Genomic DNA, 23,141 nt, shown 5'->3' on the forward strand with positions numbered 1-23,141 from the left:
GGCTTCTTGTTGAGCCATCTGACTGGATTTGGCTCTTTGCGTCGGAAACACCAAAGAGCGGCAAGTTCATTCATGGCTCAGGGACAACGATAAACGGTACATCGACCCCACCCGGGGTCGAGCGCGAATGCCTTATGGATTGACCTGAGCGCGGTTCAAGACTTTTTGGTCCTCGGCAGGAAAATCGCCAATACGCCGAACAACGGCAGGAACGAGCACAACCAGTACACATATTCGATGCCATGGATGTCTGCCAGATGCCCTAGCAGCGCGGCACCAATCCCACCGAAACCGAACATCAGCCCGAAGAATACGCCGGCGATCATCCCGACGTTGCCCGGCACCAACTCCTGGGCGTAAACCACGATGGCAGAGAAGGCCGAGGCCAGGATGAAGCCAATCACCACACTGAGGATGCTGGTCCACAACAGGTCAACGTGAGGCAGGATCAGGGTGAATGGCGCCACGCCAAGGATTGAGGACCAGATCACCGCCTTGCGACCGATCTTGTCGCCGATCGGACCGCCGAAGAACGTCCCCGCTGCTACCGCGCCGAGAAACAGGAATAAGTGCAACTGCGAAGAAGCCACTGACAGGTCGAACTTCTCGATCAGGTAGAAGGTGAAGTAGCTGGTAAAGCTGGCCATGTAGAAATACTTGGAAAACACCAACAGCCCAAGCACCACCAGCGCACTGGTCACGCGCCCCTTGGATAACCCGTGAGTCGCTGCCTGGCCTTGCTTGAGCTTGAACAGGTTAAGGTGATTGGCGTACCAGCGGCTGATGCGGTACAGCACAAACAATGCAAACACCGCGAACAGCCCAAACCAGGCCACATTGCCCTGGCCGTAAGGGATGATGATCGCCGCCGCCAACAGTGGACCGAAGGCGGAGCCGGCGTTCCCGCCCACCTGGAAAGTCGATTGCGCCAAGCCATAGCGACCGCCAGAGGCCAGTCGGGCCACGCGGGACGCTTCGGGGTGGAAGGTTGACGAGCCGATCCCGATCAACGCCGCCGCCACCAGGATCAAGGCAAAACTACCGACCATGGACATCATCACGATGCCGATCAATGTGCACACCGTTCCCGCCGGCAAAAGCCAAGGCTTGGGATGCCGATCGGTGTGATAACCCACCCAAGGCTGAAGCAGGGACGCGGTGAGCTGGAAGGTCAGTGTGATCAGGCCGACCTGGGTGAATGTCAGGCCGTAGCTCTCTTTCAGCATCGGGTAGATCGAAGGCAATACGGCCTGGATCAGGTCATTGATCAGGTGCGCCAATGCCACCGCACCAATGATGCGCATGACCAACGGGCTGCTTTGAGGGGTGGCGGCTACCGACGTCGTGTCGGCCTGGGTGTTGCTGATAGCCATGGGAAGCTTCCATACGGCAGATGAGTGCACTCGGGCAGGTTCATCAATGTGCCATTTTTCAGTGCGACAAGGCTATCCCCTTAGCTTGCTATCGACCTATAAAAAATAGTCGCCGAACAAGGTGATAGCGCAACGCCATGGTCTGAATCTTGCCTTGCTAATGCTCTACGACGCGGCCCCTTACAAAGGGGACCGAGAATGGGAAGTTTCGCTACAGAGCAGGCCTACAGAGCCGGCCTGGACAAGCTTTCGAGGCCTTTTAAAAGGGCACCTGCTTCAGCACTGTGTAAAAACGCACAAAAACAGTGCAGAGGTGCTCAGGGGAGTATGGGCATGCAGGCTTTTCTATCACCGGGAATTCGGTTGCTGGGGCATTTTGGTTTCGCCCGCAAATTCCAATTGTTGTTCCTGTTGTTCATCCTGCCACTCATGGGCAGCCTGTGGCTCATCGGCCAGGACTATCGCGACAAGCTCAACCTGATTTCCGGCGAGCGCGCCGGGGTCCGTCAGTTGCTTGCCCTTGATAACCTGGACAACCTGCTCGCCGCTCAACGCAATCGCGCGGCTCGCTGGCGGGCCACGGAAACCAATCGACAACCGACGCCCGCGACGCTTGCCGCCATGGCGGCGTTCGATGCCGTGCAGCCAGCGCTCAATCAGGCCGCCGACGGCCTGGGCGCGACCCTTCAGGCCGAAGGCGCCGAAGCCGACACCCTCGCCCGCTACCAAACCTTGCAAACCAGTCTCAAGGGCCTGGACTCCAAGAGCCTGGGCACCGTGGGGTGGTGGCCGGATGGCTATGATCGCTTCGCCTCGGCACTCGGCGCGCTGCAAGCCCTGCGCGAGCAGATCGTCATGGACAATCGCCTGACCCTTGCCTCCTGGCTGGAAACCTACCTGCTGACCCAAATCTCGACCCAGCAGACACCTGAGCTGATCGAACGGGTCGGGCGCCTGGCCAGCGTCGGCCAGGCCTCGGTGGTCTCGGGCCAATTCACCTTGCAGAGTCGCCTGCAATTGCGCGACTTGCGCAGCCGCATGGGCGACGCTCGGGATCAGTTGGTCAAGACCGGCGCATTGCTGGAAACACGCTTGCCCAGCGAATTGCAAACCTGGGCCGGCCAGTTCCAAAGCAGCGTCAAGCGTCTGGACGCGGGCTTGAAGGTCCTCGATGACGGTGTTTTCGGCGGCTCCATCAATCTCAAGCCGGAAGACTTCGAGAAGCAAATGGACAGCCTTCTTCTGGATCTAGCCACCCTGCGCCAACAATCGTTGGTGGCGCTGGATTCTCGGCTTGACCATTATCACGGCTCGGCGATTCGTCAATTCACCCTGGTCGCCACCGTGCTGGGTTGCCTGCTGCTGGCGGCGCTTTATCTGTTCATCTGCCTGCAAGCATCCATCCGGCGTAGCGCCAGCGGTATCACGCTGCTGGCCGAAGCCTTGCGCGATGGCAACCTGAGCCTGCAAGTGCCGGTACAAGGCCGTGACGAGCTGGCGGCGATCAGCACCGCCCTCAATGTCGCCGTGGTGCAGTTGCGCAACAGCCTGTTGGGTGTGGACCACGAAACGCTGCAACTGAGCAACGCCGTACGCACCCTCAATACTCATTCCAGCGGTGCCCTGGGCGAAGTCGAGGCGCAACAGATACAGATCAGCCAGATCGCCGCCGCCGCGACGCAGTTGGCCGCGACCTCCCAAGGCGTCGCCAGGAGTTGCGAGCAGGCCTCTGACAGCGCGCAGCAGACCCGTCGCATCGCCGCCGACAGCAGCCGTGACAGCCAACGCACCACGGCGAGTATCCAGCAGCTCAATCAACGACTCAACGAAACCGCCGCCGCGCTGGGCCGGGTCAGCGAACAGGGCCAGCAGATCCAACTGGTTGTAGACACCATTCGTGGCGTGGCCGAGCAGACCAATCTGCTGGCGCTCAATGCCGCCATCGAGGCTGCTCGCGCCGGGGAACAGGGGCGCGGATTCGCCGTAGTGGCTGATGAAGTGCGCAGCCTGTCGCAACGCACCCAGTCCTCGACACAGCAAATTGCCGGCACTGTCGACAGCCTGCGCGCCACGGTCAACGAAGCCGTCAGCCTGATGGAAGCCGCCTGCGGCCAGGCCCAGACCGATGCCCAAGCCGTCACTGGCCTTGGCGAACGTCTGGGCGAAATTGCCAGCGCCGTGCAAAGTGTTACCGATACCCTGGCGCAAATCGCCACGGCGGTGGACGAACAGGCCAGCACCGCCGACGAGGTCAGCGGCAATATCCAGCAAGTCGACCAAGCGGCCATGCGCCTGCTCGAAGGCGCCCGCGCCGTGAACCTGGCGGCCGACACCTTGAGCCAAGGCAGCCAGGCCTTGAGCGCGAACACAGGGAGATTTCAACTCGGTTGACGGGTATTTGCAGCGGGGACGGATAAGCGGTTGAAAGTGCAGAGAAATATTTTAGATTTGCGCTTGACACATCTCCGTTACCAGCGAATAATGCGCGCCACTTGGCTACATAGCTCAGTTGGTTAGAGCATAGCATTCATAATGCTGGGGTCCGGGGTTCAAGTCCCTGTGTAGCCACCAAGTACTAAAAACGGCTTATCGAAAGATAGGCCGTTTTTTATGCCTTGAGAAAAGCGCCTGCCCTCTCAGATTTGTTTGCCCCCTCGCCACTTTAATCCAAGCATCAAACGGATACTGAGTTCCGGGTGATTTGCGCCACACGCCTCGCATCGCTACAGTCGATCCTTATACCCCGGGCCCACGGATGGAGCGACACGTGCTAACAGATCTGAAACCGAACCTTCATCGCCTGTCAGCCGTTTCGTTGCTGGCTGTCACTCTGACACTCATCGCCTGCAAGGCCCCTCCCTCCTCGACTGCCACACCGGCATTGCCCGCCCCGCCGGAGATCACCTCCGGCTACCGCACCGACCTGCAGACCCGTTACGCCGACAAGCATATGGCGGCTGCGGCAAACCCATTAGCGGCCGAGGCCGGTCGGGAGATGTTGCGACGCGGCGGCTCAGCCATCGACGCGGCAATTGCAATGCAAGCAGTGCTTACCCTCGTGGAGCCACAGTCTTCGGGGATCGGCGGCGGAGCGTTCATTGTGCTGTGGGACGGCAAGGCCGTGCGCACCTACGACGGTCGCGAAACGGCGCCGGCCGGCGCCACCGAAAGACTTTTCCTGCAAGCCGACGGCAAACCCATGCCGTTTACTGCCGCGCAAATCGGCGGTCGTTCCGTGGGTACACCGGGGGTATTGCGCGGACTGGAACTGGCCCATCGCAAACATGGCCGTCTCGAATGGGCGAGGCTCTTCGAGCCGGCCATCGCGCTGGCGGAGCAGGGCTTCGCGATCTCCCCCAGACTGCACGCCTTGATCGCATCCGACCCGTCCTTGCCGGGCTCGCCCGACATGGCGGCATACTTTCTCAATGCCGATGGCAACCCGAAGGCAGTTGGCACCGTCCTGAAAAACCCGGCATTGGCTGGCGTGCTCAAGCGCATCGCCAACGAAGGTCCCGATGTTTTGTACAAAGGGCCGGTTGCCGAGGAGATCGTCGCCAAGGTGCAGGGACACGCCAACCCCGGCAGCCTTTCGCTAAAAGACCTCCAGGACTACACCGCACGGGAGCGGCCCGCGTTGTGCACCGACTACAAGCGCTGGCAAATTTGCGGCATGCCACCACCCTCTTCGGGAGGGGTTGCCGTAGCACAGATACTCGGGACGTTGCAGGCCCTGGAACAGCGCGACAGCAACACGGCCCTCGCCACCTTGAAACCCCTCAAGACCACTAAGCCCGCCGGCATTGAACCCTCCCCCGAAGCGGTGCACCTGATCGCCGAAGCCGAGCGCCTGGCCTACGCCGACCGCGCCCAATACATCGCCGACCCAAATTTTGTAGCCGTGCCACTCAAAGGACTGGTCGATCGAGGTTACCTTGCCAGCCGAGCCAGCCTGATCGGCCCGCGTAGCATGGGTGTCGCCAAGCCCGGCACACCACCGGGCATCCAGGTAGCCTACGCCCCGGACCGTTCACCCTTGCGTATTTCCACCTCGCAAGTGGTAGCGGTGGATGACCAGGGTGGTGCGGTGTCCATGACCACGACGGTGGAATCGGCGTTCGGCTCGCACTTGATGGTCCAGGGTTTCATGCTCAACAACCAAATGACTGATTTCTCGTTCATCCCTGAAGAAAACGGGCAAAAAGTCGCCAACCGCGTCGAACCCGGTAAACGCCCACGCTCGTCCATGGCGCCGACACTGATTTTCGATTATCAGGGCAGACTGCTGGCTGCTGTCGGCTCCCCTGGCGGCTCGCAAATCATCGAATACGTCGCCAAGTCAGTCATTGGTCTGCTGGATTGGGACCTGGACCCGCAAACCGCCATCAACCTTCCCAACTTCGGCAGCCGCAACGGCCCCACCGAACTGGAAAGGGGACAGTTCAGCCCGGCGCTGGTCCAGGCGCTGAAAGACAAGGGCCACGCCGTGAACGAGATCGACATGAACAGCGGCACCCAAGCCATTGTCAGGGTACGTGACGCTCAGGGGAAAACCTCACTGGCCGGCGGTGCGGACCCAAGGCGCGAAGGTCAAGCACTGGGCGACTGATCGAACTCGTCCTGCGGTTGGTAGACCAGCAGATCCGCGGGCTGGCATTGCAGGTAGCTGCAAATGGCTTCGAGGGTTGCCAGGCGGATACCCTTGACCTTTCCTTGTTTTAACAAGGAAAGGTTGGCTTCAGTAATGCCGATTGCAGCTGCAAGGTCCTTGGATTTGACCTTGCGCATGGCCAGCATCACATCGAGTTGGATAACAATGGGCATGAGGATCTCAAACGAATGTTCTGTTTTCTGAATCGACTTCACTGGCCTGGGACAATATCCGGGCAATGATTGCAATACAGGCGGCAAGAAATAAAGCGACGAACGATGGCGCGGTAATACTGAAGGTCAGCAATCGCTGGCCGACCGGCGCATAGATCGTCACCAGCAGGCTGAGAAACGGCTCGCAGATGAAGTCCAGCAGCACCCACACCGCCACCGCGCGCCCCGCATTCCCCAAATACACCGCTGCTGCGTTGGAAAAGTATTGCCCTTGGGCATAGTGCTTGAAGAGCCTGCGCAAGTTGGTGAGCCCGACCGCCAGGGCCAGCAAGGGAATGCTCGAGAGCAGTATCGCCCCCAGGCACTGCCAGCCCGTCAACTGCACAAGCCCTTCGGGCAGGCTCGACAGCTGCCGCTCGGTCAGGGCAAATCCCAGGCCGTATCGCGAGGCCGCTTCAGGGTACAGCCAGGCCACGGCGTTGACGACCATCATCGCGACCATGAAAACCAGGGTTATGGCTGCCATCCGCTGACTGTACAGGGCTAGACGATTCGAATGCATGTGAGGCTCCAATAATGTAAGGGAGCCCAAAACATAGCGAATAAATTATCGCGGAACAATAATTAATACGTAAAAAACGATAATTATCTCTAAGTGGACAGCTGATTGGCGAACTGACTTACAGCATCGACCACCTTCTTCGCCCCGTCCTGGATCTCGACGATCACCGTACCCGCCTCGGCGGCCAAGGCCAGGCCGTGCTCGGCCTGGTGCTGGCCGTCGCTCATCAACGCCACGGCGTTGCGTGCCATGTCCTGGTTCTGGCGGACCACGCCGACAATTTCATCGGTCGCCTGGCTGGTGCGCGATGCCAGTTGTCGCACCTCATCGGCCACCACCGCAAAGCCCCGGCCTTGCTCGCCGGCCCGGGCCGCTTCGATGGCTGCGTTGAGCGCCAGCAGGTTGGTCTGTTCGGCGATGCCACTGATGGTCTTGACGATGGTGCCGATCACCAGGGATTGCTCGTTCAGCGCCTCGATACCTTCGCCGGCGGTCTGCATGTGCCGGGCCAGGTCGCGCATCACATCCACCGCCTGGGTCACGACGGTCGTCCCGCGCTGGGCACAATTGTCAGTTTGCAGCGAGGTGCTGTAAGCGATGTTTGCCGCTTCGGCGACGGCTTTCTCTTGATTGACCTGATCGGTGATGTTGGTGGCGAACTTGACCACTTTATAAAGCCGATCGTTGGCATCGACCACCGGGTTGTAGGAGGCTTCCAACCATACTTCGCGGCCGTTGGCGTCGATACGCTTGAAGCGGCCGGCCACGAACTCACCGCTGTTCAGACGTTTCCAGAACTGTTGGTAGGTCGCGCTGTTGTACTCCTCAGGTTCACAGAACGTGCGGTGGTGCTTGCCCTTGATTTGCGCAAGGCTGTAACCCATGGCGTTGAGGAAGCGATCATTGGCCGTCAGTACATGGCCGCCCAGATCGAACTCGATCACCGCCGTTGAGCGCACCAGCGCGCCGATAAGGTTTTCGTGTTCGCGGGAATTCTCGATGGTTCGCGTCAGATCGTTGGAGTACATCGAGAAATAACGGATTCGCCCCTCGGCGTTGCGTACCGGCTGGAGGATCGAGCGCAACCAGGCCTCCTTGCCGTCGCCTCGCGTCAGGCGCACTGCGCCCGAGAAGTGCTCGCCACGGGTCAGCGCGGTCTTGAAGCGAATCTGGAATTCATTGGACTTCAGGTAAGCCGGTACCAAGTCCTCGACAGACCGGCCAATCAAGTCTTGGCTCTTGTAGCGCATGTCGTCGAGGAAGTTCTGGTTGACTGACTGTATCCGCCCTTCGGCATCAAGGGTTAGGCCGAGCATTTCACGATCCAGGCTCTCTTTCACTTGCATGAGACTGGAGAGTTCTTGGCGAAGAGCGAGCAGCTCCTGCTTCAGGCGATTGTTGAACATGGAGATGCTCCGACAGACAGGAGAATTTTTTATGTATCCCTTTGCCATCGGCCCGGAAAAATCTTTCTAAAGAGTGCCACCTGTCGGTCTGAAAAATAATCAGCTCGCCCTCGAACGCCAACCAGCCTTCCACGGTCATTGGATTGTTCTACTGTTGGCACCTGACCGCAGATGCTTCGTCGCTCCAGATACCCATAACCATAAAAACCGAGGTAATTGCCGTGACCACTGACATTGAAGACAGCCGTTCCGCCCGCTTCGCGCTGCGCTGTTCGAGTTTTGCCGAGCGCTGGTTTCCCGACTCCTGGGTCTTCGCCGCGTTGGCGGTGCTTGTGGTCGCGGTGGCGACGCTGCTCATCGGCGCCAAACCTGCCGCGGCGGCCATGGCCTTCGGCGACGGCTTTTGGAGCCTGATCCCGTTCACCATGCAAATGGCCTTCGTGGTGATTGGCGGTTACGTGGTCGCCAGCTCGCCGCCGGCCGTCAAGCTGATTGACCGCCTGGCGCGCATCCCCAAAAACGGCCGCAGTGCCGTGGCGTGGGTGGCGCTGATCTCGATGGTCGCGTCATTGCTCAACTGGGGCCTGTCGCTGGTTTTCGGCGGCCTGCTGGTACGAGCCCTGGCCCGTCGCACCGATCTGAAAATGGACTATCGCGCCGCCGGCGCTGCCGCTTATCTGGGCCTGGGCGCGGTCTGGGCGCTGGGGTTGTCGTCATCGGCCGCGCAACTGCAGGCTAACCCGGCGAGCCTGCCGCCCTCGATCCTGTCGATCACCGGCGTCATTCCTTTCACCCAGACGATTTTTCTCTGGCAATCCGGAGTGATGCTGCTGGCGCTGATCGTGATTTCGTTGATCGTCGCCTACGCCACGGCTCCCGGCCCGAACAGCGCCCGTGATGCCGCCGCCTGCGGGATCGACCCGAGTTTCAGCATGCCGGCGCTGCAACCTCGCACGCGTCCGGGAGAATGGCTGGAGCACAGCCCATTGCTGACCATTGCGCTGGTGCTGCTGGCCGCCGGCTGGCTGTTCCACGAGTTTTCGACCAAGCCTGCGATCAGCGCCATCTCCGGGCTCAACACTTATAACTTCCTGTTCATCATGCTCGGTGCCCTGCTTCACTGGCGACCACGGAGCTTTCTCGATGCGGTGGCCCGCGCTGTGCCAACCACCACAGGCGTATTGATTCAGTTTCCGCTGTACGGCTCGATCGCCGCGCTGCTGACCACGGTCAAGGGCAGCGATGCCCAGACGCTCGCCCACCACATCTCGACCTTTTTCGTACAGATCGCGTCCCATGATACCTACGCCTTGCTGATGGGCGTCTATTCCGCCGTGCTGGGCTTTTTCATTCCTTCCGGCGGCGGAAAGTGGATCATCGAGGCGCCCTACGTCATGCAGGTGGCCAACGATCTCAACTACCACTTGGGCTGGGCCGTGCAGATCTACAACGCCGCCGAAGCGTTGCCGAACCTGATCAATCCGTTTTATATGCTGCCGCTGTTAGGCGTGCTGGGATTGAAGGCACGGGATCTGATCGGTTTTTCCTTCGTGCAACTGCTCGTGCACACACCGCTGGTGTTGGCGTTGCTGTGGGCCTTGGGCACAACGCTGACCTATCTGCCGCCGGTGATACCATAAAGCCATAAAAAAGGGCCGAAATTTCCTTCGGCCCACTTCTTCTTCGGCTCGGTCTGTTTCAGTATGGATACACCCTGTTTCGAGGGGTCCACACGCTGAAAAGGATCTGAGCATGTTCAAACTCGCAGCACTTCCACTTGCCGCCCTGGCCTTGAGCGCTAACGCCCAAGCCGCTGATATCGATGTAAACCTCGGCAGCACCGAGCGCGTCACCCGTCTCTTCGCTTATCCCAACAACTGCAACGTCATCTGCTTTCGCGACTGGACACTGGAACAGACCGTCGAGCATTACCTGACGCAAAGTGTGCAGCGCGACGGCTACGACGCGGCCAAGGTCAGCGTCAAACGCGACAACGACACTGTCTATGCCAGTATCAGCGGCGTGCCTAAGAGCTATGGTCAACCTTTGACGGCGCTCCTCAAGGCCGGCGACCTTGCTTATGACGGTGCCACGAAACTCAACAAGGATAAGAAATGGGCCTATAACTGGTATCTGTTCCTGCCGTTGGGCATGGCCCTGGAAAACCGCAAGAGCGTAGAGTTGCTGCACTTCCCACCGGACTACTCGCTGACCCAGGCCCAGGATTACCTGGAATCAGCCACCACCGATCGCTGGGCCACGCTGCTGACCGTCAACGGTATCGCTGCTGACCAGACCCCCGCGTACCAGACCATCATCGACATCGCGCCCATCGCGGCGCCGTCCAATGCCGGCAGCACGCTTGCAGGGCTCTACAGTTATTTCAACGACTACCAGACCACTATGGTCACGCAGGTCACCCAAACCGCAAACGGCGCCGCATTGCCAATGGTGGCCTTCGGCGCGCCCGTTCGGGACTGGATCAAGACGCAATATGGCCAAACGGTGAACGTCCTCGGCCTGGCGACCATTACACCGACCGCAGGGGTCAAGGTTCCCGTGTTGGGCTCCAACCATCCGAGCTATATCTGGTATGCCGCCGACCCTGAGAGCTATGACGGTGACCAAGCCAAGGCAGATGCCGCAGGCCTGAAAGTCATGGGCCAGGACCTGAGTGCTGCTTGCTGGCAAGCCGGCATGGGCAGTAAACCGAACACTGATCCTACTCAGCAGCTGAATCAATGCACGCAGACGTGGCAGGTCACGCAGAAAGAGCAGACCTGTGAATTGTTCTATACCTCGATTCGCAAACTGTCCCCGGATGACGCAGCGAAAAAGTGCGCAACGCCTCCGGTCAAGTCGCAACTCCAACAACTGAAGGTACCCATGCCGTTGCCTGCCGAAGCGGTGTAAAAAACTGACAAGCCCTCCCGTGTAAGCCTGCGCTCACACGGGAAAACACCTTTGACGCCTGTCAGAGTCGACAGTAGATGCGCCGCCGGGTTTGGAGGAAGCTATCAGGGTTTCCAACGACCGCTGGCAGGACGCCAGCTCTGAACGTCGAGTGTTTAGCACCGACAGGGACTGTCATGACCAAGTTGACTGCTGGTGGCGCCAGCCCACAGAACCGGGACTGCCTCTACCCGGAAACACAACTCAGCACCCGCCTGGGTTATCCCTCTGCGCGCGATTTTGACGTGCATCGGACGAAAGACGGACGCGGCAATGGGATCGTCACCCGCAAGCAGTTCACTCCCATGACGCGAATGTGCAGGGTTTCAGGGCTGCTGGTAGGCCGCCCACGCCTGCATACCCTGCAGCTCCTGCCGAATGTCCATATGTACGATCCCTACTTCGCCGGATTACTGCTGCATTCATGCAACCCGAATGTCTTCCTGGACATGAGCGAACTGTGGTTGTGGTCCCTGACCGAGATCCGCGAAGGCGAATGCCTGACGATGGACTACGCCAGTACCGAACAGAAGCTGTATCGGCAGTTCGCTTGCCGGTGCGGTTCGTCCAACTGTCACGGCTGGATCACCGGCTATGACGAACCGCCCAACGAGCAAGGAATGGAGTTCCTGCGGCACTGGCGTCGTCGCTGTCATCGCAACTGAAGCACTGGGCTCAGGGGGCGTCTACCGGGCGCAACCGATACTGCGGCGGCAATTGCTCGAAGCCACTGATCGTGGTGTCCAGGCTCTTCCAGCGTCCATCCTTGATGCCGTAGATGCAGCCATGAATTGACAGTTTCTGCCCACGGTGCCAGGCGTTCTGCACGATGCTGGTGTGACCGACGTTGGCCACCTGCTGGATCACGTTGAGTTCGCACAGGCGGTCTACGCGCTCTTCTTCGGTTGGCAACTTGGCCAATGCGTCGCGATGTTCGTAGTACAAGTCGCGAATCGAGCGCAGCCAGCCGTCGATCAGCCCCAACTGGCGGTCCTGCATCGAGGCACGCACGCCGCCGCAGCCATAATGGCCGGTAACCAGGATATGTTTGACCTTGAGCACATCCACCGCGTACTGAATGACCGAAAGGCAGTTCAAGTCAGTGTGCAACACCACGTTGGCGACGTTGCGGTGCACGAACAGATCGCCCGGTAACATGCCGACGATCTCGTTGGCCGGCACCCGCGCATCGGAACAGCCAATCCACAAATACTCAGGGGTCTGCTGACGAGCCAGCTTGGCGAAGAAGTCAGGATCCTCCTGCTTGATCGCATCGGCCCAGCGCGCGTTGTTATCAATCAGATCTTGTAATTCATTCATGCTGTCCAGCCTCGATAGAGAGTGCGCAACTGTGACAGACGACCGTCGGTCGAGGTCACGTTGGCGATGCATTGGAATTCCTGGCCCCGCTGCCGGTCGACTCTTAGTAAGGCCCACAGTATGAGGAATTGCCATGAATGATTCACGACGTCCCTTCGATGCGACGCAACCGGAGCCCATCGATGACAATGAAGATCGCATGGGCTCGATGCATGAGTTGGACTTCGACGATGAACCCGGCGCGAAAATCGGCGACGAATTGCCAGCGGACGAACGTGAGCAATTGATGCCGGAAGAACGCGTCCGTGAAGCGGGCATGACCGGTGCTTCGATGGATGACCGCCAGCCGACCGAAGATGATATGAGCCCCGAAACGCTGATCCGCGACGACGGCTCTCGGGACGCCAATGAAGCCGGCGACGACGAACAGGCCGATTGGGATCTGAGCATCGTCGACGAAAACGATATAGGCGGAGGCGATGGCTTGGACGAAGCGGAAATGGCCGATATCGATCCGTTGGATGGAAGCCGTAACCGGGGTCGGTCCTGATTGAGTATTGTCGCTATCGCGAGTTTGCTCGCGATAGCGACAATCCAGTCAACGAGAAAACAGTCAGTCGACCAAAGTGCAAGCCATGACCACCGCGTCCTCGCGGCCTCCCACCGCCGGATAGTAGTCGCGCCGCCGTCCGATTTCATTGAAGCCATAACGTTCATACAACCGGAACGCGGTGCGATTGCTGTCGCGCACTTCCAGGAAGCATTCACGAGCCTTAGCCTCGTAGGCAATCGACATCAGATGCTCCAACAGCCGCAAGCCCAGCCCGCGGCCCTGGTTTTCCGGCTTGACGGTGATGTTGAGCAGATGGGCTTCATCCAGGATGATCTGCACTACGCCATGGCCCACTTGCTGCTGGCCTTCGAACATCAGCCAGATCTGGTATTTACCCAATCCATCGAGAAATATCCCCCGGGTCCACGGGTGGCTGTAGGCTGCGTATTCGATCTTCAGCACAGCGTCGAGGTCCGCCTCGGTCATCGGGCGGAACGATACAGCATCACTCATTCGATTCTTTCCAGCGCGTCATCAGCCGGCGCATGGCTTGCCAGACATCAGCCTTGCGCTGTGGCGTTTCCATTAAGAGTTCCAGCCCGGGCAGCGCCCAGGCCGAGCCCAGGCCTTCGACCTGCAACTCACGATTGAACGCCTCGGCATCCGCCTCGCCAGCAAACTTCACCGCCGGCAGGCCAACCAACCAGAGGCATACGCAAGGCTCGTCTTCGAGACGCGCCGAAACGAAGCCCTGGACAAAGTCTCGAGCGGCCTCGGGCCCTTGGTCCATCGTGCCGCGTGACAACAGCGGCCAGCGCACCGGCTCGCCGATAATCTGCGGGCTGTCCGGCAGGCCGGCGGCGCGGAGCATGTCCTTGAGCAACAAGTAGGCTGGGTCGCGGCTCTGGAACGGATCGCCTGTGGGTAATTCCACCAACAACAGGCAACGCCCGGCGCGCAGCAGTTGCAGGGCAAAACGCGGCGGGGCGACGTAGGGTGCCTTGGGCGGCGCCTCGACAACCTCTTCCACCGGCTTGGCATTGGTGCGGGTCGAAGCCAGGCTCGGACGCGGGACTTCGACCTTCGGCCGCTCGACGGCGGGCGCCACCGGTTGCGCAGCGGTCTTGGCGACCGGCATCACTTGCACCGGCTCGATCTCCACCGGTTCAGGCGCTTCCAGCAGCTCGGGCCGCGACGGGGCGGCGAACGGCAATTCGGTACGCGGCAGCCAATTGACCACCTGCATGGCGGTCAGATAGGCGCGGCGGCGGGACTCGATAAGCAAGGGTCGGCCACTTGTGGATAACTAAAAGTGAGGGGATTCTACCGCCCTTCGGCGCGGATCGCTGCCCCGTTGGCTTCATTAGTTGATCAATACGCAACGACAGTCCGTCTCAGGGGTGAATCGCAACCGGCCCGATGCAGTACAATCGCGGCTTTTAATTGCCAACCCGACGGCCATTGCGATGATCGAACCCAAGCGCGTCTTGCGCGCCCTCGCTGAACACTGGGCATTGCTGGAACCTTTGTGCGAGCACTTCGACCAGGGCACCCTGAGCCTCAACGAATTGCGTTCACAACTGGCCGCCCAACAACTGGACAGCACGCCCCAGGACATCACCAGCCTGTTGGACGTGTGGATCCGCCTGGACATCCTTGTACCAGTGGCGAAAAGCCCGAACCGTTTCGAGCTCAATGCCCAGATCCATGACTTCCTCGCCTACCTGCGCCGCGAACACCGCCTCGGCCTGTGCCTTGAAATCGAAGCCTACCTGCGCCACCTCGAGCGCCTGGCCGGTTACATCCAGGACGCTTTCGAGGTGCGCGACGGCAATGACCTGGCCCGCCAGTTGCGGCTGCTGGACATGCGCGTGCGCGACGTGCTCAAGAAGCTCGCCAACGATGAACAGGCCTTGGTAGCCGTCGCCGAACGGGCCAAGACCAGCGACCGGCAGATCCCGCTGCGCCAGCGCTACGCTGAAGTCCTGGCGACCTGGGACGAATACGTCGAGCCGATGATCCAGTTGGTGAACGCCGACGGCGCATTCGAGCAGGGCGTGCGCAAGGTCGAGAACGTGCTGTTGCGCATGCTCACCGAACAGCAGCGCCTCGGCCACCTGGTGGACGACGACATGCTGCTGCGCACCCACGCGCGCATCCTGGAGATGCAGACCAGCGCCCAGTTGACCCTGCGCCATGCCCGCGAACTGCTACTACCATTGCGCGAAGAAGCCCGCCGCCACAACGCCGTGACCCGTGGCGCGGCGTTGGCCCTGGCAGCCATTCGCCGCAAAGGCATCGACGCCGTGCCGCAAGCTGCCATGCCGCTGTTCACCCGGCCGCAAAGCACCTTCCTGGGCAGCGCCAGCCAGGTCGAAGCCTACGTCTATGCCCTGGCCCGTTTCGAACCGAAACCGGCGCGTTTCCCTAAGTCCCACAAGACCCACAAGGGTGGTGAAGCACCGCGTGCGCCGCGTACCGTGCGCGAGATGGTCGAGCGCTGCGAAGACGCCCTGCCGATGCCGGACCTGATGACTTGGCTGCTGGAGCAGGAACCGGACGGCGCCACCGACGAATTGCTGTATTGGTTCTCGCGCCTGTCGCGGGAAAAACGCTTCAAGCGCGAGCGCCTGGAGCGCCGCGATTATCACACTCACGAGCATCAGGTCAGCCTGCGCTCCTTCGCCCTGCTCTCGTCCGGCGACACCGCCGCCGAGGATTCTGCGAGCATCCCCCATGCATCTTGATCTATCCGAACTGTCCCAGCTGGCGCCGATCTTCCGCGAGCTGTTCAAGGGCTATCACGTCAGCCGCCGCGACCCGGAGCTGTACGCGCAACTGTCGAATTTCCAAGACCAGTACCGCACGCTGTTCAAGGCCCTGGGCTTCGAACTGGTGTGCGACACACGTGGCTTCTACTACTTCGTGCCGGACCTGGCCGCCGCCGCGGTGAACAAGACCGCCCAGCGCCTGGCCCTGTTCACCTTCATCCTCGTAGAGCACCTGGCCGACCAGGGCCGGGACCCGATTGCCGTGCTCGACGGCGGCAGCCTGGGCCGCGATGAGTTGCCTTCGCTGCTGGAAAAATACCGCGACCTGTTCATCCAGGCCGAAGTACAGACCCAGGAAGAGTTGGAAGAAAAAATCATGCGCCGCATGACCCAACTGGGTTTTGCCAGCGAAGAGAACGGCGTGTACCGCTTCCTGCCGCCGATGCATCGCTTCCTCGATGTCTGTCTGTCGGTCCAGCAGGACCGCGACCTGGCCGCCAGCCTGCACAGCGTGTTGCCGCTGCCGGCGCCGGTACTGATCGACGAAGACAGCGACGAAAAACTGCTACAGACCGATGATCCGCTGGACCTCAGCGAATTCGAAGGTGAAAGCGAAGAAGACGCACTGGCCCGTGCCATTGCCGAAGAACAGGAGACCGACGCATGAGCAGGGAACGCTACGGCATCCGCCGCTTTGCCCTTTTGAATACCGCCGGTTACAGCCTCGGCTTGTTCCCGCTGGAAGAACCGCTGTCGGTGTACGGCGCGAACAACCTCGGTAAATCCGCCTCGATCAACGCCTTGCAGTTCCCGATCCTGGCGCGCATGTCGGACATGAGTTTCGGCAAATACAGCCTGGAGCAATCGCGGCGCTTCTACTTTGCCTCGGACACCAGCTACATCCTCGTGGAAGTCGCCCTGCCCCACGGCCCGCACGTCATCGGCGTGGTTGGTCGCGGCCCGGGCGGTGGTTTCGGCCACCAGTTCTTTGCCTACGCCGGCAAACTGGACCTGGCTCACTACCAGAAAGATGACACTTGCCTGCGTCAGAAAGAACTCTTCACCAACCTTGAGCGCGAAGGCCTGAAAGCCTACGAACTCAAGCCGGATGAACTGCGCCGTCTGCTGGTCGGTGGTCACACATCGATTCCCCTGGACCTGACGCTGATCCCGCTGCGCTCCACCAGCGAGCAAAGCCTGAAGACCTTCCGCGCGTTGTTCATCAACCTGTTGCACATGCGCGAAATCACTGCGGCCAAGCTCAAGCAGCTGTTCCTCGACGCGTTCGAACACAGCCTGCGCTCGGGCAGCGTGGATTACATCGCCGCGTGCGAAGAAGCCTTCCGCGACGTACGACGCATGGAGCAGGACTACAACTCCCTGGTGGCCGCCGGCCCGCTGGTGGAAGCCTTGGCCAATGGCGTGGCCCAGCGCGATATCCTGCGGGGCAAGTTGCATCGCCTCTCGCCGTTGCTCGACTCGCTGCTGGGCACTTGGTCGGATTACGCCAGTGCGCGCAAGGAAGAGCTGACCATCCAGGCCGAACATTACCGCAACGAGCAGGATTCGCTACAGAACGACCAACGCGGCGGCACTCAGGAGCTGATGCGCCTGGAACGGGAAATCAGCGGTATCCAGCGTTGGCTCGGCGAGCTGTCGGTGCTCAAGAACCGTTTCGCCTTGGTGGATGACGTCAAAATCCTGGAACAGCAATTGCTCGCCGCCAAGGATGCCCATGATGAATTGGCCGGTGCCCTGGCCCAGTCCCGGCAGTTCAGCGCCGAAGACTTGGAGGAGCGCCTGCGAGACCTGGAAAAACGCCTGAAGTCGGTCAAGCAGCAACTCGACCACGCCGACAACAACAGCTACGCCCGCCTGCGCGAGGAATTCTCCCAGCAGGACGTGGAACGCCTGATGCGCCTGTTCAATAGCGCCCTGTTCAGCCTGCCGCTGGGCGAGCACGGCATTGCGTTGGACGAGAATGGCGAGTGGGTCAAATCCATGGAGCTGATCCTCGACGGCTTCAAGGGTGAGCGCTTCGAAGTGCCGGGGCTGTCCATCGACCTGTCCCACATCGAGCCGCCGGCGCTGCAAGCCCTGGCCGACCGTGCCGCGCTGCGTGATCAGAAAGAGCGCTTGGAAAAAGAGCTCAAGCAGCTCAAGACCCAGCAAGCCGTGGCCGCCGACCGCGCCGCGAGCAAGACCCAGACCGAGGCGCTGTACCAGCAGGTCCTCGACGCGCAGAAAGCCTTGGAAGACTTCCGCCGCAGCCAGACCTTGAGCGCCGAGGAAGGCGAGAAGCTTGAGCAACTGGCGCAGATGGAAGCCGCCCAGGACGAACTCAAGCGCTCCAGCGATGCCTTCACTGAGCGCGTCCAGCAACTGTCCGCCAAGTTGCAACTCGTGGGCCGGCAGATCGCTGACATGGAAGCCAAGCAGCGCACCCTCGACGACGCCCTGCGCCGCCGCCAATTGCTGCCGGCGGACCTGCCGTTCGGTACACCGTTCATGGATCCGGTCGACGATTCAATGGATAACCTGCTGCCGCTGCTCAATGACTATCAGGACAGCTGGCAAGGCCTGCAGCGGGTCGATGGCCAGATCGAAGCGCTGTACGCCCAGGTGCGCCTCAAGGGCGTGGCCAAGTTCGACAGCGAAGATGACATGGAGCGACGCCTGCAACTGCTGATCAACGCCTATGCCCACCGCACCGACGAGGCCTTGACCCTGGGCAAGGCCCGCCGTGCAGCGGTCACCGACATCGCCCGGACCCTGCGCAATATCCGCAGCGACTACGACAGCCTCGAGCATCAACTGGCGCTGTTCAACCGCGAGATCAACAAGCGCCAGGTGTCCAACCTGCAGAGCTTCCGTATCGTCCTGGCACCGAACAAGGAAGCGCTCAAGCACATCGACCAGATCATCCACAGCGCCGGCCAGTACGAAGAAGGCGAGACGTTGTCGGTGTTCGACCTCAGCCAGAGCGCCGAGCAGGACAACAAGAACGAAGAAGCCAAGGAATACCTGGCGCGGCTGGTGGCGGCGAACCACAACCAGCTCGGTTTGAAGGACCTTTTCGAGCTGGCCTTCGAGATCACCAAGGTCAACGGCCAGCCGGTGATTCACACCGACATCGACGGTGCGGCGTCCAACGGCACCACCATGACCATCAAGGCGCTGACCAACATGTATTTGTTGCTGCACCTGATGGACCGCGAACAGGCCGGCCGCGTGCGCCTGCCGTACTACCTGGACGAAGCGGCGGACATCGACGAGAAGAACCAGGCGGCGCTGCTGGAAACCAGCCTGCAACTGGGGTTCGTGCCGATCCTGGCGAGCGTGAAACCGCAGGTCTGCGCCAGTGTCGCCATCGACCTGGAAGGTGGCAGCGGCCCGAACGGTATCTACATCGATGAAGCGGACTGGAAATACATCCGTCGTCACGATGCGGTGAAAGCCACGTTGAACGTCCAGGCCGATGAGCCGGAGCTGGATTCGGTTTGATATTTTGAATAGCTGGATGTGAAAAAGGCCGCGATCCATTGGATCGCGGCCTTTTTCGTGGTCAGGTGAAACCTTGGGCGAAGGAGCTATGCCTTAAAATCTTATTGGCTGATTTTGATCTTCGGCGCCCAGGTCAGCCATTCATCCTCAAATTGATCGAACAGCGCAAACGTCTGCTGCGGTCGTGCCGGGCTACCCATCCGCTCGCCATCCGGCGTGGCAAAAGCGATACCGCCCTGAATCAGCGTCTCCAGCGACTCGGTTCGCACCGTCGCGCCTTTGAACAGGCCAAAATCCAGGCCGAACCCACTGGTATTCCAGAACCGCGTACCACCGCGCACCAACGGCGCGTACTTGGGCTCGATCAGGATATGGATCAATACCCGGTCTGCCGTTTGCCCCAGCTCGTAGCCCGTGACCTTGCCCACGGCAATCTCACGATAAGTTACCGGAACGCCGACCTTCAGCGAACCGCGGCGGGCCGCGCTCAGCACCAGGCTCAACCCAGCCTCGGGAACCGCGCTTTCCGGCGGTTCGGCAAGGGCCACGAAGTTTTTCTGCGGCCCCAGGTTCTTTACCGCTGGCTGCACCTCAATGTACTGACCGGTCACCAGGGTTTCCAGGTTGGATGTTTTCATCAAGCCCAGCTCAGGCTTGACCACCCAGAACAGTGAACCGACACGGGCAATACGCTCCGGCACTTCGGTGATACGCGCAGTAACCAAAACCGACTGCATATCGGCACTGAGATCGACGTCCTCGATCTTGCCTACGTCCAGCCCCTTGAAACGGACCGGCGTACCGCTGCGCAAACCATCGGCCCGATCAACCTTGATCGTCACCAGCGTCCCTTTCTGCTGCGCGGCTTCGCGATCCTCGTGCAAACGGAACCGTGGGATGCGCCGTTTCAACGGTACGTTCGGCTCCGGCGTTTCGAAGGCAATTCCCCCGGCCATCAGGCTTTGCAGAGATTCGCTCTTGACCTGGATGCCACCGGTCAAACCGCCCGTGAGCGTCACGCCGCTTGCGTTCCAGAACCGCGTCGAACCGTTTACCAGCCCTTCGTATTCCTTTTCGATGTGCACGCCGATGATCAGTTGCTTTTTCTTACGAGAAAACTGGTAGCTCTGGACCGATCCGACTTTGACTTGCTTGTAGAGGATCGGACTGCCGACCTCCAGCGAACCGAGATTTTCAGTCAACAAGACCAGGTGCAGACCGGGCGAGCGCAGATCCAGCGGTGGCGCTTTCGCCCGGGCTTCGAACTCGCGCTGCGGCGCGCCGCCCTTGTCGCCCGGGCGTACGGCAATGTAGTTGCCCTTGACCAGTGCTTCGAGGCCAGTGATACCCGCCAGGGAAATCGACGGCTTGACCACCCAGAACTGGGCGCCCGCCACCAGGTAGTCTTCGGCCAACGGATCGAGAGTCAGCTCGGCGCTGGCGCTGGACAGGTCCGGGTCGACTTTCAAGGTTTTCAAGCTGCCGACCTGGATGCCCTTGTACATCACCGGCGTACGACCGGCCTGCAATCCTTCGAAGTCGCTGAGCTTGACCTTGACGCGAATCCCGGCAGCCGCAGCATCGAAATCCTCATACAGGCGGAACGGCAGGCTTGGGTCCGTAGGCGGACTGTCCTTGCGGTTTTCTGGCGTGGCAAACGCAATACCGCCCGCGACGATACTCGCCAGGGATTCGCTGCGTACCTTGACGCCCGAGAGGTTGGCATCGATGCTGATACCGCTGGCATTCCAGAACCGCGTGTGTTTGCGGACCAGGCTGGCGTAGGTGGGCTCAATGAAGACCTTGATCTCTACCGTGCGCTGATCCTCGGACAACAGGTAGCTTTTCACCTGGCCCACCTGAATCTGTTTATAGAACACCGGGCTGCCACGGCTCAGCGATCCCAGTCGATCTGCCTTGATCGTCAAGTGCAGGCCCGGCTTGGCGTCCGACAGGGGCGGCTCCTCAGCCAATGCCTTGAATTTACGGGTCGACTCACCCTCGCCGGGGCTGATGGCTACGTAGTTACCTGAAACCAGCGTTTCCAGACCAGTGATCCCCGCCAGCGTCACGCTCGGCTTGACCAACCAGAAACGCGTTCCGGTCTTGAGGTATTGCTCGACGTCCTTGTTCATTTCGATGGTTGCGATGACGCCCTTTGAGCTTCCTTCATCGTCGAGCGTGAGGGCCTTTACCTTGCCGACCGTCATGCCTTTGTAGACGACCTCAGTCTTGCTGACCTGAATGCCTTCGCCACTTTCAAAACGCACGTTGATCTCGATTCCGGTCTCGTTATAAGCCCGCCAACCAAGCCATCCGCCGATGATCAAGGCAATCAACGGCAGTACCCAGATGGCCGACCAGTTTGAAGCTGGTCGGGTTTTAGCAGTAGGCAAATCAGTCATGGTCGTCATCCGACTCCGTGTTATCCCAAATCAGTCGGGGATCGAAGGTTACTGCGGCAATCATTGTCAAAATCACTACGCTGGCAAAGGCGATGGCGCCGAGACCGGCTTCGACACTGGCGAGCCGCCCGAAATTCACCACTGCCACCAAGATGGCGATTACGAAAATATCCAGCATCGACCAGCGGCCGATGAACTCGATGAAGCGGTACATGAGGATGCGCTGTCGCGCGGACATGGGTTGGTGCCGTTGCACGGAAAACAACAACAAGGCGATGCCCACCAACTTGAAGGTGGGTACAACGATACTGGCGACGAACACCACTGCGGCGATGGGAATCATGCCATGCTGAACCAACTCGATCACGCCGGCCATGATGGTGCTTGGCGCTCCCTGGCCCAGCGAGTTGATCGTCATGATCGGCAGCATATTGGCAGGAATGTAGAGAATTGCCGCGGTGATCAACAATGCCCAGGTCCGCATGAGGCTGTTGGGGCGACGGGGGTGGATTCGTGCGCCGCAACGGGTACAGGTCTGCTTGCCAGCGTCTGCGTCCTGCCGATTCAATTGATGGCATTCGGTACAGACCAGGATGCCCGCATCAATTGCTCGCATGGCCGTCTTCTCCTGATAACGCATGCCATATCTGATGGGGTGACATCACCACTTCCAGCCAGACCTGAACCAGCAACAAACTGACAAAGCACACCAGGCCGAGCCCCACGGTAATCGCCGCCATGTCTGCGAGCTTGACGATAGCGACCAGCACGCCCATGAGATAAACCTCGAGCATCCCCCAGTCCCTTAAATGATGATAAATGCGATACAACAGAAGGCCGTAGCTTCGTCCGATATTCCAGCGAATAGTCAGCAGGACAATCAACTGGCAAAGCAGCTTGAGCAACGGAATAGCCATGCTGCACAGGAACACCACCACGGACACGCCTTGCATACCGGTATCAAACAAACCGACCACGCCACTCCAAACGGTGTCTTCGGAGGATTGCCCGAGGAGATTGAGCTGCATGATGGGTAAAAAGTTCGCTGGCACAAATAACAGCAAAGCGGCGATCACCAGGGCCAGGCTACGCTCAACCACATTGTGCCGGTGAGCGTAGAGTTCGTATCCGCACCGAGGGCATTCGGCTTTTTCGCCATAGGCTAGCTGGGGCTTGCGCATCAACAGGTCGCATTCATGACACGCCACCAGATCGCTCAGGGGTAAATCTGACAACCTATCAATGTCTGACGGATCGGGCATAAAGCGCTCTGGCTCAACTAAGTTGGGGCTATTCTAGTGCTCCAGCTCGAAAATAACTGTGCAAATTTATCAGCGTTCATAGCTTTTTATAGCAGGCAAAACAAAACCCCTACCTGCATCAGCAGATAGGGGTTTCGGAATTTAATCTTGACGATGACCTACTCTCACATGGGGAAACCCCACACTACCATCGGCGATGCATCGTTTCA

19 protein-coding genes, 1 tRNA gene and 1 pseudogene are annotated in these 23,141 nt (G+C 60.0%); 10 read left to right on the top strand and 11 right to left on the bottom strand.

Annotated features, from left to right (window positions below; translation table 11 throughout):
• Positions 1-155: 155 nt before the first annotated feature.
• Positions 156-1,373: an MFS transporter gene (locus HU806_RS16580; RefSeq protein ID WP_186612435.1), complete on the bottom strand. Its 1,218-nt coding sequence runs from the start codon at positions 1,371-1,373 to the stop codon at positions 156-158.
• Between the two features lie 333 nt (positions 1,374-1,706).
• Between HU806_RS16580 and HU806_RS16585 the strand changes: the two genes are divergently transcribed.
• The 3 genes from HU806_RS16585 (at position 1,707) to ggt (ending at position 5,982) form a co-directional block, all read left to right on the top strand.
• A complete protein-coding gene (locus HU806_RS16585; protein WP_186612437.1) occupies positions 1,707-3,764 on the top strand; it encodes a methyl-accepting chemotaxis protein in 2,058 nt (685 codons plus the stop codon).
• Between the two features lie 103 nt (positions 3,765-3,867).
• Positions 3,868-3,944: transfer RNA gene (locus tag HU806_RS16590), tRNA-Met, on the top strand.
• 184 nt (positions 3,945-4,128) lie between these two features.
• Positions 4,129-5,982: a gamma-glutamyltransferase gene (gene ggt, locus HU806_RS16595; protein WP_186612439.1), complete on the top strand. Its 1,854-nt coding sequence runs from the start codon at positions 4,129-4,131 to the stop codon at positions 5,980-5,982.
• Here the strand turns inward: ggt and HU806_RS16600 are convergent.
• The 4 genes and pseudogenes from HU806_RS16600 to HU806_RS26885 form a co-directional block, all read right to left on the bottom strand.
• Positions 5,964-6,197 carry a helix-turn-helix domain-containing protein gene (locus HU806_RS16600; protein WP_122564726.1) on the bottom strand — a complete coding sequence of 78 codons (234 nt, stop codon included), beginning with the start codon at positions 6,195-6,197 and terminating at the stop codon, positions 5,964-5,966. The two genes, ggt and HU806_RS16600, sit on opposite strands and share 19 nt — an antisense overlap.
• Before the next feature lie 7 nt (positions 6,198-6,204).
• The gene (locus HU806_RS16605) at positions 6,205-6,759 is read right to left on the bottom strand and encodes a DUF2975 domain-containing protein (protein ID WP_186612441.1); all 555 of its coding nucleotides are present in this window, start codon (positions 6,757-6,759) and stop codon (positions 6,205-6,207) included.
• 89 nt (positions 6,760-6,848) lie between these two features.
• Positions 6,849-7,280: a methyl-accepting chemotaxis protein gene (locus tag HU806_RS26880; RefSeq protein ID WP_408003326.1), complete on the bottom strand. Its 432-nt coding sequence runs from the start codon at positions 7,278-7,280 to the stop codon at positions 6,849-6,851.
• Positions 7,281-7,388: 108 nt separating this feature from the next.
• A pseudogene (locus HU806_RS26885) lies at positions 7,389-8,213 on the bottom strand (PAS domain-containing protein); the annotation flags it as partial.
• A 173-nt stretch (positions 8,214-8,386) separates the two neighbouring features.
• Here HU806_RS26885 and HU806_RS16615 point away from each other — a divergent pair.
• The 3 genes from HU806_RS16615 to HU806_RS16625 all read left to right on the top strand — a co-directional run bounded on the left by HU806_RS16615 (position 8,387) and on the right by HU806_RS16625 (position 11,782).
• A complete protein-coding gene (locus HU806_RS16615; RefSeq protein WP_186612445.1) occupies positions 8,387-9,805 on the top strand; it encodes a TIGR00366 family protein in 1,419 nt (472 codons plus the stop codon).
• A 112-nt stretch (positions 9,806-9,917) separates the two neighbouring features.
• A complete protein-coding gene (locus HU806_RS16620) occupies positions 9,918-11,078 on the top strand; it encodes a hypothetical protein (protein ID WP_186612447.1) in 1,161 nt (386 codons plus the stop codon).
• A gap of 176 nt (positions 11,079-11,254) precedes the next feature.
• The gene (locus HU806_RS16625) at positions 11,255-11,782 is read left to right on the top strand and encodes an SET domain-containing protein (protein ID WP_186612449.1); all 528 of its coding nucleotides are present in this window, start codon (positions 11,255-11,257) and stop codon (positions 11,780-11,782) included.
• A gap of 10 nt (positions 11,783-11,792) precedes the next feature.
• On the opposite strand, the gene can is transcribed toward HU806_RS16625, so the two are convergent.
• Complete coding sequence (gene can / locus HU806_RS16630; protein ID WP_039594546.1) at positions 11,793-12,437, bottom strand: carbonate dehydratase; 645 nt, start codon at positions 12,435-12,437, stop codon at positions 11,793-11,795.
• A gap of 133 nt (positions 12,438-12,570) precedes the next feature.
• Here can and HU806_RS16635 point away from each other — a divergent pair, with 133 nt between their 5' ends.
• Positions 12,571-12,987 (top strand): serine kinase/phosphatase, encoded by a 417-nt coding sequence (locus HU806_RS16635; protein WP_186612451.1) that lies wholly within the window; start codon positions 12,571-12,573, stop codon positions 12,985-12,987.
• A gap of 63 nt (positions 12,988-13,050) precedes the next feature.
• On the opposite strand, the gene rimI is transcribed toward HU806_RS16635, so the two are convergent.
• Both rimI and HU806_RS16645 read right to left on the bottom strand, forming a co-directional pair.
• Complete coding sequence (gene rimI / locus HU806_RS16640) at positions 13,051-13,503, bottom strand: ribosomal protein S18-alanine N-acetyltransferase (protein ID WP_186612453.1); 453 nt, start codon at positions 13,501-13,503, stop codon at positions 13,051-13,053.
• Positions 13,496-14,236 carry an energy transducer TonB gene (locus HU806_RS16645; protein WP_186612469.1) on the bottom strand — a complete coding sequence of 247 codons (741 nt, stop codon included), beginning with the start codon at positions 14,234-14,236 and terminating at the stop codon, positions 13,496-13,498. Before HU806_RS16645 ends, rimI begins: the two co-directional genes overlap by 8 nt.
• 220 nt (positions 14,237-14,456) lie before the next feature.
• Here HU806_RS16645 and mksB point away from each other — a divergent pair, with 220 nt between their 5' ends.
• The 3 genes from mksB to mksF are packed head-to-tail and all read left to right on the top strand — an operon-like array spanning position 14,457 to position 19,265.
• Entirely contained in the window at positions 14,457-15,737 is a 1,281-nt protein-coding gene (gene mksB, locus HU806_RS16650; protein WP_186612455.1) for an Mks condensin complex protein MksB, read from the top strand.
• Positions 15,727-16,428 (top strand): Mks condensin complex protein MksE, encoded by a 702-nt coding sequence (gene mksE / locus HU806_RS16655; protein WP_014340217.1) that lies wholly within the window; start codon positions 15,727-15,729, stop codon positions 16,426-16,428. Before mksB ends, mksE begins: the two co-directional genes overlap by 11 nt.
• Complete coding sequence (gene mksF / locus HU806_RS16660) at positions 16,425-19,265, top strand: Mks condensin complex protein MksF (RefSeq protein WP_186612456.1); 2,841 nt, start codon at positions 16,425-16,427, stop codon at positions 19,263-19,265. The genes mksE and mksF overlap by 4 nt, the downstream gene beginning before the upstream one ends.
• A gap of 101 nt (positions 19,266-19,366) precedes the next feature.
• Here the strand turns inward: mksF and HU806_RS16665 are convergent, their stop codons facing one another.
• Genes HU806_RS16665 through HU806_RS16675 form a run of 3 tightly spaced genes read right to left on the bottom strand, consistent with a single transcriptional unit; the run spans position 19,367 to position 22,932 of the window.
• Positions 19,367-21,670, bottom strand: coding sequence for a PqiB family protein (locus HU806_RS16665; protein ID WP_186612458.1), 2,304 nt, complete (start codon positions 21,668-21,670; stop codon positions 19,367-19,369).
• Positions 21,663-22,286, bottom strand: a complete 624-nt coding sequence (locus tag HU806_RS16670) for a paraquat-inducible protein A (RefSeq protein ID WP_186612460.1) — start codon at positions 22,284-22,286, stop codon at positions 21,663-21,665. Before HU806_RS16670 ends, HU806_RS16665 begins: the two co-directional genes overlap by 8 nt.
• Positions 22,273-22,932: a paraquat-inducible protein A gene (locus HU806_RS16675; protein WP_186612462.1), complete on the bottom strand. Its 660-nt coding sequence runs from the start codon at positions 22,930-22,932 to the stop codon at positions 22,273-22,275. Before HU806_RS16675 ends, HU806_RS16670 begins: the two co-directional genes overlap by 14 nt.
• Between the last annotated feature and the right edge of the window lie 209 nt (positions 22,933-23,141).

Origin of the sequence: Pseudomonas sp. SWRI154 (genome assembly GCF_014268645.1) — a bacterium.
GTDB classification, from domain to species: domain Bacteria; phylum Pseudomonadota; class Gammaproteobacteria; order Pseudomonadales; family Pseudomonadaceae; genus Aquipseudomonas; species Aquipseudomonas marvdashtae.

Bases quoted from the DNA above. Each gene is read 5' to 3' on its own strand.
- HU806_RS16580 (WP_186612435.1), bottom strand. From the start codon at position 1,373: ATGGCTATCAGCAACACCCAGGCCGACACGACGTCGGTAGCCGCCACC.
- HU806_RS16585 (WP_186612437.1), top strand. From the start codon at position 1,707: ATGCAGGCTTTTCTATCACCGGGAATTCGGTTGCTGGGGCATTTTGGT.
- ggt (WP_186612439.1), top strand. From the start codon at position 4,129: ATGGAGCGACACGTGCTAACAGATCTGAAACCGAACCTTCATCGCCTG.
- HU806_RS16600 (WP_122564726.1), bottom strand. From the start codon at position 6,197: ATGCCCATTGTTATCCAACTCGATGTGATGCTGGCCATGCGCAAGGTC.
- HU806_RS16605 (WP_186612441.1), bottom strand. From the start codon at position 6,759: ATGCATTCGAATCGTCTAGCCCTGTACAGTCAGCGGATGGCAGCCATA.
- HU806_RS26880 (WP_408003326.1), bottom strand. From the start codon at position 7,280: ATGCGCGACCTGGCCCGGCACATGCAGACCGCCGGCGAAGGTATCGAG.
- HU806_RS16620 (WP_186612447.1), top strand. From the start codon at position 9,918: ATGTTCAAACTCGCAGCACTTCCACTTGCCGCCCTGGCCTTGAGCGCT.
- HU806_RS16625 (WP_186612449.1), top strand. From the start codon at position 11,255: ATGACCAAGTTGACTGCTGGTGGCGCCAGCCCACAGAACCGGGACTGC.
- can (WP_039594546.1), bottom strand. From the start codon at position 12,437: ATGAATGAATTACAAGATCTGATTGATAACAACGCGCGCTGGGCCGAT.
- HU806_RS16635 (WP_186612451.1), top strand. From the start codon at position 12,571: ATGAATGATTCACGACGTCCCTTCGATGCGACGCAACCGGAGCCCATC.
- rimI (WP_186612453.1), bottom strand. From the start codon at position 13,503: ATGAGTGATGCTGTATCGTTCCGCCCGATGACCGAGGCGGACCTCGAC.
- HU806_RS16645 (WP_186612469.1), bottom strand. From the start codon at position 14,236: ATGCAGGTGGTCAATTGGCTGCCGCGTACCGAATTGCCGTTCGCCGCC.
- mksB (WP_186612455.1), top strand. From the start codon at position 14,457: ATGATCGAACCCAAGCGCGTCTTGCGCGCCCTCGCTGAACACTGGGCA.
- mksE (WP_014340217.1), top strand. From the start codon at position 15,727: ATGCATCTTGATCTATCCGAACTGTCCCAGCTGGCGCCGATCTTCCGC.
- mksF (WP_186612456.1), top strand. From the start codon at position 16,425: ATGAGCAGGGAACGCTACGGCATCCGCCGCTTTGCCCTTTTGAATACC.
- HU806_RS16665 (WP_186612458.1), bottom strand. From the start codon at position 21,670: ATGACTGATTTGCCTACTGCTAAAACCCGACCAGCTTCAAACTGGTCG.
- HU806_RS16670 (WP_186612460.1), bottom strand. From the start codon at position 22,286: ATGCGAGCAATTGATGCGGGCATCCTGGTCTGTACCGAATGCCATCAA.
- HU806_RS16675 (WP_186612462.1), bottom strand. From the start codon at position 22,932: ATGCCCGATCCGTCAGACATTGATAGGTTGTCAGATTTACCCCTGAGC.